This window comes from Neptuniibacter sp. QD37_11, from assembly GCF_047778105.1.
Taxonomy (GTDB): domain Bacteria; phylum Pseudomonadota; class Gammaproteobacteria; order Pseudomonadales; family Balneatricaceae; genus Neptuniibacter.
The window spans coordinates 355,038-367,613 of sequence record NZ_CP180552.1 but is presented as its reverse complement, the minus strand read 5'-3'; the positions used below and the strand labels follow the sequence as shown (position 1 = coordinate 367,613).

At 44.7% G+C, this 12,576-nt stretch carries 16 protein-coding genes; 11 read left to right on the top strand and 5 right to left on the bottom strand.

Features of this window, described 5'->3' with window-relative positions:
* Nucleotides 1–14: 14 nt before the first annotated feature.
* Nucleotides 15–410, bottom strand: a complete 396-nt coding sequence (locus ACMXYT_RS01650; RefSeq protein WP_415890079.1) for an acyl-CoA thioesterase — start codon at nt 408–410, stop codon at nt 15–17.
* A 194-nt stretch (nt 411–604) separates the two neighbouring features.
* On the opposite strand from ACMXYT_RS01650, the gene ACMXYT_RS01645 reads away from it, so the two are divergent.
* From ACMXYT_RS01645 to ACMXYT_RS01635, 3 genes are read left to right on the top strand one after another with little or no spacing between them, the layout of a single operon-like run.
* Nucleotides 605–2,164 (top strand): methyl-accepting chemotaxis protein, encoded by a 1,560-nt coding sequence (locus ACMXYT_RS01645; protein WP_415899932.1) that lies wholly within the window; start codon nt 605–607, stop codon nt 2,162–2,164.
* Nucleotides 2,165–2,173: 9 nt separating this feature from the next.
* Nucleotides 2,174–2,620, top strand: coding sequence for a GFA family protein (locus ACMXYT_RS01640; RefSeq protein ID WP_415899931.1), 447 nt, complete (start codon nt 2,174–2,176; stop codon nt 2,618–2,620).
* 51 nt (nt 2,621–2,671) lie between these two features.
* The gene (locus tag ACMXYT_RS01635) at nt 2,672–3,391 is read left to right on the top strand and encodes a DUF1223 domain-containing protein (RefSeq protein WP_415899930.1); all 720 of its coding nucleotides are present in this window, start codon (nt 2,672–2,674) and stop codon (nt 3,389–3,391) included.
* 78 nt (nt 3,392–3,469) lie between these two features.
* On the opposite strand, the gene ACMXYT_RS01630 is transcribed toward ACMXYT_RS01635, so the two are convergent.
* Nucleotides 3,470–4,141 carry a Bax inhibitor-1/YccA family protein gene (locus ACMXYT_RS01630; RefSeq protein ID WP_415890075.1) on the bottom strand — a complete coding sequence of 224 codons (672 nt, stop codon included), beginning with the start codon at nt 4,139–4,141 and terminating at the stop codon, nt 3,470–3,472.
* A 132-nt stretch (nt 4,142–4,273) separates the two neighbouring features.
* On the opposite strand from ACMXYT_RS01630, the gene nhaR reads away from it, so the two are divergent.
* From nhaR to ACMXYT_RS01605, 5 genes are all read left to right on the top strand, one after another.
* Nucleotides 4,274–5,173, top strand: coding sequence for a transcriptional activator NhaR (nhaR, locus tag ACMXYT_RS01625; RefSeq protein WP_415899929.1), 900 nt, complete (start codon nt 4,274–4,276; stop codon nt 5,171–5,173).
* 44 nt (nt 5,174–5,217) lie between these two features.
* The gene (locus ACMXYT_RS01620; protein ID WP_415899928.1) at nt 5,218–6,045 is read left to right on the top strand and encodes a polyphosphate kinase 2 family protein; all 828 of its coding nucleotides are present in this window, start codon (nt 5,218–5,220) and stop codon (nt 6,043–6,045) included.
* A gap of 76 nt (nt 6,046–6,121) precedes the next feature.
* Nucleotides 6,122–6,394 carry a hypothetical protein gene (locus ACMXYT_RS01615; protein ID WP_415899926.1) on the top strand — a complete coding sequence of 91 codons (273 nt, stop codon included), beginning with the start codon at nt 6,122–6,124 and terminating at the stop codon, nt 6,392–6,394.
* Nucleotides 6,395–6,493: 99 nt separating this feature from the next.
* The gene (locus ACMXYT_RS01610; RefSeq protein ID WP_415883272.1) at nt 6,494–6,697 is read left to right on the top strand and encodes a hypothetical protein; all 204 of its coding nucleotides are present in this window, start codon (nt 6,494–6,496) and stop codon (nt 6,695–6,697) included.
* Nucleotides 6,698–6,894: 197 nt separating this feature from the next.
* Nucleotides 6,895–7,200, top strand: a complete 306-nt coding sequence (locus ACMXYT_RS01605; RefSeq protein ID WP_415911770.1) for a c-type cytochrome — start codon at nt 6,895–6,897, stop codon at nt 7,198–7,200.
* 65 nt (nt 7,201–7,265) lie between these two features.
* On the opposite strand, the gene ACMXYT_RS01600 is transcribed toward ACMXYT_RS01605, so the two are convergent.
* Entirely contained in the window at nt 7,266–8,207 is a 942-nt protein-coding gene (locus ACMXYT_RS01600; protein WP_415899924.1) for a flagellar motor protein MotB, read from the bottom strand.
* Nucleotides 8,208–8,227: 20 nt separating this feature from the next.
* Entirely contained in the window at nt 8,228–8,986 is a 759-nt protein-coding gene (gene pomA / locus ACMXYT_RS01595) for a flagellar motor protein PomA (protein ID WP_415893214.1), read from the bottom strand.
* Between the two features lie 173 nt (nt 8,987–9,159).
* Between pomA and ACMXYT_RS01590 the strand changes: the two genes are divergently transcribed.
* From ACMXYT_RS01590 to ACMXYT_RS01580, 3 genes are read left to right on the top strand one after another with little or no spacing between them, the layout of a single operon-like run.
* Nucleotides 9,160–9,402, top strand: coding sequence for an exodeoxyribonuclease VII small subunit (locus ACMXYT_RS01590; protein ID WP_415899923.1), 243 nt, complete (start codon nt 9,160–9,162; stop codon nt 9,400–9,402).
* Between the two features lie 2 nt (nt 9,403–9,404).
* Nucleotides 9,405–10,286 (top strand): (2E,6E)-farnesyl diphosphate synthase, encoded by an 882-nt coding sequence (gene ispA, locus ACMXYT_RS01585; protein WP_415899922.1) that lies wholly within the window; start codon nt 9,405–9,407, stop codon nt 10,284–10,286.
* 16 nt (nt 10,287–10,302) lie between these two features.
* On the top strand, nt 10,303–12,081 hold the full coding sequence (locus ACMXYT_RS01580) for a 1-deoxy-D-xylulose-5-phosphate synthase (RefSeq protein ID WP_415899921.1): 1,779 nt from the start codon (nt 10,303–10,305) through the stop codon (nt 12,079–12,081).
* Here the strand turns inward: ACMXYT_RS01580 and ACMXYT_RS01575 are convergent.
* On the bottom strand, nt 12,078–12,554 hold the full coding sequence (locus tag ACMXYT_RS01575; RefSeq protein ID WP_415899920.1) for a phosphatidylglycerophosphatase A: 477 nt from the start codon (nt 12,552–12,554) through the stop codon (nt 12,078–12,080). The two genes, ACMXYT_RS01580 and ACMXYT_RS01575, sit on opposite strands and share 4 nt — an antisense overlap.
* Nucleotides 12,555–12,576: the final 22 nt, after the last annotated feature.

Here is a 12,576-nt window from a genome sequence, read left to right as displayed (position 1 = left end):
GGTACTGTCTCTTCCTACTCTTCCGGCATCAATGCGGCAATTTCTGGTAACACAAATGGACGGCCCCTTTCATTTAATGCCGTTCCAATGACTAACGCTTCAAGTGCTACCTTTTCATCTGACAATCGAACCACACGCTGACGGAAACCAAACTTAACTTTACTCACCCGTTCGACGCTTACTTCAACAACAAAGCGGTCACCACTGGTTAAGGAATTTTTATAATCCATTTCAGAGCGAACAACGACCAGATGAATTTTATCTTCGGTCAACTTAGCAAAGTCGATTCCCTTATCTAACAGGTACTCGTGACGCGCATGCTCCAAGTAATTGAAGTAAACACCATTATTAACGATGCCTTGCAGATCACACTCGTAATCACGCACTTTAAATTCCAATCGAAACGACATGCTTTATTCCTTTCTATTATCTGAGCTAACAGGAGATTAAACGTTCAAAATTATCAATAAATTAGCCAGCCTGCTGAGCTATATCATTTAAATACAGCTATAACTATTACTAAACTATGCAGATAAGACACATTGTACACATCTAATAATTAAGAACCGTTAGTTTTTCTTTTGTATGCGAAGAAGGGTGAACCATGAAAAAAATGCCAGTTACCAACCGTGAGGTAGTACTGCCCGAAGGTCAGCGCATTATTTCCACAACAGACCTCAAAGGACGGATTACCTACGTTAATCAGGTTTTTTGCGATATTTCAGGGTTCAGCGAAGAAGAACTTTTAGGTAAAGCCCACAATATTGTTCGTCACCCAGATGTACCACCTGCTGCTTTTGATAATCTTTGGACCTCATTAAAGGAAAATCAGGCATGGCGAGGCATCGTTAAAAATCGTTGTAAAAATGGTGATCATTATTGGGTGGATGCCTATGTAACCCCTCTATACGAAAAAGGCCAAAAGGTTGGCTACCAATCGGTGCGTTTTAAACCTTCTGCGGAGCAAGTATCGAAAGCCGAAGTTATTTATGCCGTTGCCAATGCTGGTAAAGCAGGAAAAGCGCTTAAGTTAAACTCCATTAGCAACCAAACGTTCGGTATCTTCGCTTTAATATCTTTAATTAGCTTAATTGCTGCTTGGTTTGCTGACGCATCCCTTGCTGTTTTGGGAATTATGGCACTGACCGAATTACTCCTAGGTGGCTGCTTATTGCGTCTCACCTCTCCAATTAAGGAGCTAGCGGATCGTGCACGTAAGCGTTTTAGTAATCCACTTATCCAATTAATGTATTGTCCACGACAAGATGAGTTTGGTGAAGTCGATCTCGCTTTGCAGATGAATGAAGCCAGAAACACCACCGTGCTTACACGATTGGGCGATGTGAGTCACACTATTGATAAAGCAATTGATGTTACTGATAACGCGATCCGACAAACTAATGAAGGAATCAGCCAACAAGATAAAGAAAGCGATATGGTCGCAGCGGCAGTTCACCAAATGGCCTGCGCATCTCAAGAAATTGCGTCTAACACTAGCGACATGTCGAATGCATCGCAAAATGCGCGCTCTACCACTGAGCAAGGTCGAACGGCTCTTTATAATACGGTAAATCACATTAAAGACCTTTCCAATGAAGTCGTGGAAGCGACTGAAGCAACGATGGAGCTTAAACAGCATACCGATGCCATAGGCAATGTAGTGACTGTGATTAACGATATTGCTGAACAAACCAATCTACTTGCACTTAACGCTGCAATCGAAGCAGCAAGAGCAGGGGAAACGGGACGTGGCTTTGCCGTGGTAGCTGATGAAGTCCGTACCTTAGCAACTCGTACTCAAAACTCGACGCAAGAAATTGAAACTTCAATCGAAAGTGTTCAGTCTGCAGTGGATAAAACCGTCAGCATCATGGAGCAAAGCCGCGACCACGCTAAACAAAGTGTGGATGTCGCTAATATTGCTGATGAAGCATTCCAAACAGTACAAAGTTCTATTGATGATATTTCAGATCGTTGCCTGCAAATCGCCAGCAGCTCTGAACAACAGTCTTCAGTTGTAGAAGAGATTCAACAAAATATTGTCGCGATAAGAGATCTAGCCCGCCGCAACAGTGAAGCCTCTGATGAAACCGCTTCCGCTAGCAGTGAACTGCATGAACTGGTAAAACAACTAGATTCAATGGTTACTGCGTTTGATCGCTAGGATATTGTAATGAGTGCTAAGGAGATTTACAGCGGCAGCTGTTTGTGTGGTGATGTTCAATATGAAATATCACCTCCCTTTTCTACTTTCCAATATTGTCACTGTTCGCGTTGCCGCAAAACCACAGGCAGCGCGCATGCCAGTAATATCATTATGCCGCCTGAGCAATTCCGATGGACAGCGGGCGAATCATCGGTAGGACGCTATGAACCGAGCGATGCCAAACATTTTGCGGTCTGTTTTTGTAAAAAGTGTGGATCTAACCTGCCGTGGTTAGCTCAAACAGGCAAAGCAATGATCATCCCTGCCGGCACACTTGATACCGACCTTGGGGTATCACCCGAACGTAATCTTTTTTGGGGAAGTCGAGCGAACTGGTATCAAACGGTTAACCAACTCGATGCTTTTGAAACACTCCCAGGCAAAAGCCCCGCTTGCAAGATTGAGACAGAATAACTGAACTCACCCAGCGCTCTGAAGTCTCACAGAAAATGGGAGGACAGAGCCATGAAACTATTCACCAACGCTTTAATCGCTGCCAGTCTTTATTTGTTACCTCAAAACTTAATGGCTGAGCAGATCTTTGAAAATCAGGGACCTGTACCTCAGTTAGTTGAGCTCTATACATCTGAAGGCTGCTCCAGCTGCCCACCCGCAGAACGCTATATCAACAGTTTTGTAAACTCCCCTGACCTTTGGAAAAAGGTCGTGCCTTTAGCCTTTCATGTAGATTATTGGGATTACATTGGCTGGAAAGATCGCTTTGCCCAACCTGAGTTTAAACAGCGCCAATATAATCATCGCCGCTTAGGAAATTTCAGAAGTGTATATACACCTGGCTGGATTAGCTCTGGTAAAGAATGGCGAGGTTTTTTCCAAGGTAAAACCCTACCTAATCAATCTTTCTCTGGAGGACTTCTTAAAGCAAGCCTCAACACCCAAACACTTAAAGTGAGTTATACACCTACAAAAGACCGAAAGGCGCTTATAGCTCATGTTGCTGTACTCGGCTTTGATCTCAGTAGCCAAGTCACTTCGGGCGAAAATGCAGGCCGCTTACTTCAACATCAATTTGTGGTGTTACATAAGCAACAAAAAGCCCAATCAGACTATAACTGGAGCTTTGAACTACCCCATCTTCAAACGTCTCAAAAGCATGCATTGGCCATTTGGGTTTCAGAACGAGATCAACAACCCATTCAAGTAGCTGCCGATTGGCTGAAATAAAAAAAGGCGACCTAAAAGGTCGCCTGAATACCCCAGTGGGGTTATCACAAGTGCATAGCTAATAAAGGGTTTAATGTCTTAATCTTCACCACCTAGGAAACCTAGGATATGCAATAAACTGGTAAACAAGTTATAGATGGATACATACAAGGACACTGTTGCCATGATGTAGTTTGTCTCACCGCCGTGCAGGATGTTGCTTGTTTCATAAAGAATAAAACCAGACATCAACAAAACGAACATTGCCGATACAGCGAGAGACAGTGCAGGAATCTGGAAAAAGATTGCACCTAAACCTGCAACAAACGCTAGCAACACACCAACCATTAAGAAGCCACCCATAAAGGTAAAGTTCTTACGTGTGGTTAGGACATAAGCTGACAGGCCTAAGAAAATAATCCCTGTCATACCCATTGCGTTCATTACGATGGAACCGCCACCCGGCATCGCCAAATAATGACCAACAATAGGGCCAAGGGTGTAACCCATAAAACCAGTCAGAGCAAAGACTGAAGGCAGCGCCCAGACACTATTGCGCAGCTTGTAGGTCAAGAAATACAGACCGAAAAAGCCGACTAAAGAGATGATGACGCCGGGGTGAGGTAGCTGTAGAGCAATAGAGACACCAGCAGTAATAGCACTGAATAGCAAAGTCATAGACAACAATGCATAGGTGTTGCGTAGTACCTTATTAGACTCTAACGCCGATGTTTGCGTTTGAGTTGCTGAAGATCTTATAGATGTATTCATACACCCCTCCTGATTTTTTCTAACCAAAAGCCTTTTGGCTTTCCGGCATCAACAGTTCAAAATTTAACCGCCTACCAAAAACAATAAAACTCGATTATTATTAACAAAAGCATCGATTTTACCGAGTTTTTAATGATTAATTACAAACACCTTCACTATTTCTGGATGGTCGCTAAAGAGGGAAGCATCGCCGCTGCTGCAGAGCGTCTAAGTGTTACTCCACATACAATAAGTGCTCAGTTAAGCTTGCTTGATGACTATCTTGGCTGCTCACTCTTCACAAAAGTGGGCCGACAATTAGAGCTAACAGAAACGGGTCATATGGTTTTAAGCTACGCCAGTGATATCTTTTCACTAGGTGGAGAGCTTGAAGAACGGGTCCGTAATTTAGATAAGATCCGCCCCTTAGTTTTCAAAGTAGGCGTGGTAGATGTAGTACCGAAATCGATCGCTTATCACTTACTCTCCCCGGCGATGGATGACATCAACAATGTCAGAATGATCTGCCATGAAGGTGATATTAACGAGCTACTCGCAGAGCTTGCCCTGCATAGATTAGACCTGGTGATTTCAGAATCACCGATCCCATCTGATGTCAGTATTAATGGTTTTAGCCATAGCTTAGGCACCTGTGGCAGTAGTTTTATGGCAAGCCCATCAGTGGTTGAGCAACTAAGCGGAGAATTTCCACATAACCTTAATGGCTCCCCTATGCTACTTCCGAGCGAAACAACCATTGTCCGCTCACAACTGCTACAGTGGTTTAGTAAGAACCGAATCCATCCTCGCGTGGTAGGGGAATTTGATGACAGCGCATTAATCAAAGCGTTCGCAAATGCCGGAAAAGGGATCATGGTGGTACCGACACCGATTAGAGATGAAGTATCTTCGCAGCTAGGTTTAGTAACCTTGGGAGAAACCAATGAAATTGTGAATAACTTCTACGCAATCTCGATCGAGCGTAAGATTTCACATACCGCTGTGGAAAAAATAACAACAGCTGCCAGAGACTGGCTAAAGAGCAGCAATTAGGAACTACCCTGAGCCGTTGCCCAATAAATGAGGGAGAACTTGTTATGCACACGCCCAGCCCAATAATTTTAAGATCGCCCTCTCCGAATCTTGATTCCGTTACATTCGACAATGCAGTACTGCAAGACAAGGATGATTACCTCAAAAAACTAAAAAAGTGGCAAAAGCGCATTCTCGAAGTACAACAAGCTTATTACCATCAAAATCGCCGGGCTATTATTGTCTTTGAGGGCTGGGATGCCAGCGGCAAAGGTGGCGCTATTAGACGCCTGACCGAAAAGTTAGACCCACGAGGTTTCACAGTTCACCCGATTAGTGCACCAACGTCAATCGAACAAAGCAAACATTACCTGCAACGTTTCCAAGAAAAATTGCCACCCGCAGGCTCTATCGCAATTTTTGATCGCTCTTGGTATGGCCGCGTATTAGTCGAACGGGTTGAGGAGTTTGCTTCACCACAGCAATGGCAGAGAGCCTACCAAGAGATAAATGAATTTGAACGCAGCTTGATTGATGATGGCGCTCGCATAATAAAAATCTTTATGCATATTACCCCTGATGAACAGCTGAGACGTTTTACCGAACGCCTCAACAATCCGGTAAAACGCTGGAAGCTAACCACCGAAGATATTCGTAATCGTGAGCGCTGGGAAGATTATACTCACGCGATCAATGACATGTTGCACTACACACATACAGAAACTGCAGCATGGAATGTCATTGCAGCCAACCATAAATGGTACACACGGATAGAAGCGCTCAAGTGTGTTGTAAAACAACTCTCCGCTGAAGTCGATATAACTCCGCCGCCGTTAGATCCAGACGTTACAGCAGCAGCCTATTCTTCGTTAGGTATCAAAGTCAAAGGCTGAGCGACTAGATTTCAAAAACACAAACCCTGAATGCCTACTATGCTGTTAATATCGAACCAAGCGAATCGCAGCACTCATGGATACTTCTCGCAAAGAAAACGTCATTCAAATTAGTATTCTGGATATTCAGAAACGTCTGCTCCCTCGCGCCTATGAGCTTCGAGACCGCTTACAAGCAGGCCAAGCAGCAGAAACATATGACTTAGAATTTTTAGATACCCTCCACAACGCGATCCAAAATTTACATATCCTTTCAACGGATTCACCTGAGCACCATCTATTTATTGGTAACTTAGTCCAGCTCTACAGCGCACTCATAAGCATGGCACTAAACAATTCCGAAGAGTAACGCCCCTCCCACTCCATTCAACAAAATCATCAATTGAATGACATATTTCTGTAATAAATCTAATGCATGATGAGTATTAAATTTAAAGAGGCTAAGAAAATGACAGAAACAACTTTAACAACTCAGCTGAAGCAGTTGCTGAAACGTGGCTATTCCGAAATGGACGTTCGCAACTTAGCAATGGCACCTAAAAACATCGTGGATCAAGCAATCGCAGAATTTCATGCGGAAGAACGTATTCATGAAAAAACCATTCAGATTCAACATAATCAGGCTAATTTTGCCATGCGTTTAGGTAACTAATCCCACCAACCGAACCAATCTTTCCTGTATCAAGCTATCCTTTAGCATTATTTCGTTCTTCTATTGACTTTGTTCAGATACAATTCACCCTACTTGGGTTACTAATAGATGCTACTAGGGGGTAGCGGGCTTGGTTGTGAGGGCGAAGTCTAATTAGTCCCAATGACAAATTTATGAGCACCTACAGGAAAATTACAATGAAAAAACTACTGATGGCGACTGCAGCTGCAGCAATGATGATTCCAGCAGCAGCTATGGCTGAGCGTGATGGAGCTACTGTTTATAACACTAAATGTGCAATGTGCCATGCATCTGGTGTTGCTAACGCACCTAAAGTAGGTGATGCTGCAGCATGGGGCCCACGTGCAGCACTAGGTATTGATGCACTTTACGCTACAGCTGACAAAGGTAAAGGCCAAATGCCACCACGTGGTCTTTGCATGGACTGCACAGATGGCGAGCTAAAAGCTGCGATCCAGTACATGGTTGATAACTCTAAGTAAGTTAGAGTTTCGGCAATAAAAAAACCGCCCTATGGCGGTTTTTTTATGTAAGTGATATTCACCGCTTAGAAAATATTATCCGGAGTCAGGTTGATTAATTCACCATCTGGATCGCCATCCTGACGAGCCTGAATTTTTTCTAAGGACTCTTTGTCCTTACCTTTCTGAACAATAATCTCTACACGACGGTTTTTCACACGATTAGCGCGAGTGTCATTAGGCACTAACGGTTTCGTATCTGCCAACCCGAGTACTTTAAAGCGAGATTGATCGATTCTCGGATCACCAAATAGTTCGTGCGCTACTGCTAAGGCACGTGCTACAGACAGATCCCAGTTAGATTCAAAGCGTCGACCTGCATAAGGAATATTGTCACTGTGCCCTTCAATCGCAACATTACCTTGAACATTTAAAAGCACATCTCGAATTTTAGCTAACACAGGAATCGACTCGAATTTGAGTTCAGCTGAACCGGAATCAAAAGAGCCTTTTTCTTTGATACGAATAATAATTTTCTTACCATCCGTCTCTACCTCAACGCTACCTTCACCGATCTCTTGAGCCAAGGCTGCAGCAAACTCAACAGCCTCCTCTTTAGCTTCCTGCTCTTGTTGCTTCTGTAGTTCTTGTGCTTCACCCGCCTCTTTATCAGGCGAATCACTATCACCCTCTTTCGATCGAATATCCAAAGTATTCATATCGTTGTTAACCGTCATCTGACGGACTTCGTTAAGAGGAGTAGGTTCTGGACGACCAGGGCTAAATTCCTGCGCGATAATAGAGGTACCCTTTGGAATATCCTCTACTTTAATCTGGTTTTGAACACCAAACGCTTCACGCATTGAACCTGCCAACTGCTTAAACTTCAGTACGTCCATCTCCGAGAAGGAAAGCAGAAGTACGAAGAAACACATCAGCAGCGACATCAAGTCGCCAAACGTTGCCAGCCAAGCCGGAAGCCCGGGGGGGCAGGGGGGGCATTCTTGTTCTTCGGTATCGTCACTCATCGCTCTAGTCCTTTACCGAATTAACCTTCAGCTGCCGCACGCTTGCCTTCTGGCAGATAGTTACGCAACATTTGCTCGATTACACGAGGGTTTTGACCCGCTTGAATAGCCAGTAGGCCGTCAATAATCAAAGCCGAGTTCAACGCCTCTTCATCTTTACGTACGTTCAGTTTATCTGCTAGTGGAATTGTGATCATGGTTGCAAGCATTGCACCATAAAGCGTCGTTAGAAGTGCGACCGCCATCGCAGGACCGATGGATTTCGGGTCACTCATATTTGATAGCATCTGTACCAGACCTACCAGTGTACCGATCATCCCCATCGCAGGGCCTACATCCCCCATCGCGGAGAATACAGTCGCACCAAATTCATGGCGGTCATGAGTCAACTTAGCTTCTTTATTCAGCAGACCTTTAACTACTTCAGGATCGTGACCATCCACGAGCAATTGGATACCACGCTGCATAAAGTCGCTACTTACTGTCTTATCTTCTAAAGACAGTAAGCCACCTTTACGCGCCGCATCAGCCAGATCTACCGTTTCAGCAATAATCTCTTCTGGATTTAACGACTTGAACATAAAAGCTTTCGCCGCAACTTTGCCGGCACCAAGGAACTGGGGCAGTGTGAATTTCATCAATACAACAAAGATGGAACCACCGACAACGATCAACAAAGACGGAGGGTTAATAAACACCCCAGCATCACCACCAGTGACGATCGCAGCTATTACAATACCAAAACTGCCTAATAATCCGACGAGCGTTGCTATATCCACTCATTACTCCTTAATTAAGCGCGCAAACTGTTCAAATCTAAGCTGCCTATCATAGCAAAAAAGCACGGGGTTTCACCCATCATACAATCGTTTAACTATAGAAATTGTATGTATATTTGCTTATAGCTGCTGGCTTCGGTAAGTTTAGCGCTTTCAATCTAAGATTCGCTCTTATGCCACGTAAGAAAAAAACAACTGACTTTGAACAATCCCTGCAAGCACTTGAAGCCCTAGTTACCAAAATGGAACAAGGGGATCTGTCCTTGGAAGAGTCACTTCAAGCCTTTGAAGAGGGTGTCAGCCTAACTCGAGAGTGCCAAGGTATTCTTACTCAAGCAGAGCAAAAAGTTCAGCTTTTGATAGAATCCGACGGTGAACTCTCAACCAAACCGTTTACTGCAGACGAGGACAGCTGATCTTGGAGATCCGCAATCTACTCAAGAGCTACCAAGAGCGGGTAGATCACCACCTTCAGAAATGTATCAATAAAGACAGTATAGATCCGGTCCTACAAGAATCTATGCAATATTCACTATTCAATGGTGGAAAACGCATTCGACCGGCTTTGATCTATATGGTCAATGCAATGCTAGGCAGCAGTCATGAAAAAGCAGACAGCGCTGCAGCCGCTATTGAGTGCATACATAGCTACTCTTTGGTTCATGATGATCTTCCGGCAATGGATGATGACGACCTGAGGCGAGGCAAACCAACCTGCCATATTGCTTTTGATGAAGCGACCGCAATCTTAGCAGGTGACGCTCTGCAATGTTTAGCATTTGAATTGATCTCATCCGACGACAATCTTTCGTCAGAGACTCGTTTAAACCTTATCCAGAAGTTGAGCCATGCGTCTGGGCATCAAGGTATGGTTGTCGGACAATCGTTTGATCTGCGTAATGTGGGCAACTCTCTTTCACTTGAGCAGCTTGAAGCTATGCACCAACATAAAACCGGTGCTCTGCTGACTTGCTCAGTACAAATGGGAGCGATCTGTGCAGGCTTAACCGATCAAAAACAGTTAGCAGCTCTTGCAGAATACTCCAACGCCATCGGCCTAGCCTTCCAAGTACAAGATGACATTCTCGATATAGAAGGCGATTCTGAAGTGATCGGAAAACCTCAAGGTTCTGATCTGGAACAGAATAAACCTACGTATCCTGCTCTATTGGGTTTGGAAGGTGCTAAGCTGAAATTACAGCAGCTTCATCAACAGGCCCTATCGGCATTAGATGTATTCGGCGAAGACGCATCAGAGCTTAAAGCCCTCGCTGATTTTATTGTGCATCGTGACCACTAATAACTGATCGAGCTTTATGTTCCATACAATCCCAAGTAAACGCCCTAGCACACCTCTGTTGGATAGCATTGATAGTCCAATCGCTCTGCGTTTACTCACGCCCGAACAACTGCCAGCGCTAGCTGAGCAATTAAGAGCTTATCTACTCTATAGCGTCGGGCAAAGTGGTGGCCATTTCGGTGCTGGGCTGGGCGTAGTCGAACTGACAGTGGCTCTGCATTATGTGCTTAACACACCGCAAGATCATTTAGTGTGGGATGTAGGTCACCAATGCTACCCTCATAAAATCTTAACCGGCCGTCGCGAACAGTTACCCAAAATCCGTCAGCAAGAGGGCCCCTCCCCCTTCCCTAAGCGGGACGAAAGCCCATATGATGACTTTGGTGTAGGTCATTCCAGCACCTCGATTAGTGCTGCTCTAGGCATGGCGATTGCCGATAAGATCCGTGGGATAGATAGTAAATCTGTCGCCGTAATTGGTGACGGTGCTATGACTGCTGGTATGGCTTTTGAGGCGCTGAACCATGCAGCACATACCAACACCAACCTGCTGGTAATCTTGAACGACAATGATATGTCGATCTCCCACAATGAAGGCGGGCTGGCGACTTATCTAGCAAAAAACTTTAAAGACAGAAATGACGGTGAGACCACCACAGCTCTGTTTGAAGCACTCGAGTTTGAATATACCGGCCCTGTTGATGGTCATGACTTTTCTAAACTCTTACCAGTATTACAAGACGTTCTTAACCGACCAGGACCACAATTCCTTCATTTAGTAACAAAGAAAGGCAAGGGGTTCAAACCTGCTGAAGACGATCCGGTTGGTTATCATGCAATTACTAAGATCGATCCAATTCACCAAAAGCCTACGAAGAAAATCAGTTACTCCAATATTTTTGGTCGTTGGATTTGCGATTTAGCCGAACAAGACCCACACCTGACAGCCATTACCCCGGCTATGCGTGAAGGCTCAGATTTAGTGGAGTTTTCTCAGCGCTTTCCTGATCGTTATTTTGATGTGGCTATCGCCGAACAACACGCATTGACCCTAGCAGCTGGTATGGCCTGCCAAAATATTAAGCCGGTAGTAGCCATCTACTCGACTTTTCTCCAGCGCGCTTATGACCAACTGATCCATGATGTGGCCATTCAAGACCTAGATCTATTGCTCGCCGTCGATAGAGCAGGCTTAGTTGGAGAAGATGGTTCAACCCATGCAGGTTGTTTTGATATTGGTATGCTGCGCGGCTTACCAAAAGCTGTATTGATGACGCCTTCAAGTGCTGAAGAGCTTCGCAATATGCTTTTCACCGGTTACCAATATCAAGGTTTAGCTGCGGTTCGCTATCCACGTGGCAGCGTTCCAACACAAATAGATACACCTATGCAGGCAATTGAGCTAGGGCAAAGCCGAACGCTCAATCAAGGCAGTAAAGTTGCGCTTCTAAATTTCGGACCTTTGCTAGAAACAGCTCTAGAGGTTGCAAACGACCAAGGTTATACCCTAATCGATATGCGCTTTGTTAAGCCTCTCGATCACAATGCCCTTAAAGATGCAGCAAAAAGTCATGACTTATTAGTAAGCATAGAAGATCACAGCATCATTAATGGCGCAGGCTCAAGTGTGAGTGAGTACCTACATAAAGAACAGATCAACATACCTTTACTGATGTTAGGTATACCTGATCGTTGGATTGGCCACGCATCTCGCGCACAGCAACTTCAACAGTGCGGTCTTGATGCTGCAGGTATGATTAAGGTAATCGAAGAGCGGCTAAAAACGATCGTTTAAAGCCAAAAGTAAGCAACCAACTGCAGAATTGCCGCGGCATAAACACCTGCCAGCAAGTCATCCAGCATAATACCCACACCACCAGAAACTTTCTGGTCAGCCCATTTGATCGGCCAAGGCTTCCAAATATCAAAAATACGGAATAGCACAAAACCAAGAGCGATCCATTCCCAGCCGGTTGGTGCAAGCGTCATGGTCAGCCAAAAGCCAACAAACTCATCCCAGACAATGCCGCCATGATCATGCACACCAATATCTTTTGAAGTGCGATCGCATAACCAAATGCCGATGATAGCCGTAACCACCAACATCAATAGATAAAACGGCAAACTCAAGTGTTGGAACCAAAGATAAGGAATGATCGCCGCCAAAGTGCCGATAGTACCAGGCATCCAAGGAGCAGCACCGCTACCTAGGCCAAACGCTAGAAAATGGATCGGATTTTTCCAAACAGTACTAGGTACTTTATTCACGGTTATTCCTTTACGGCTTAGT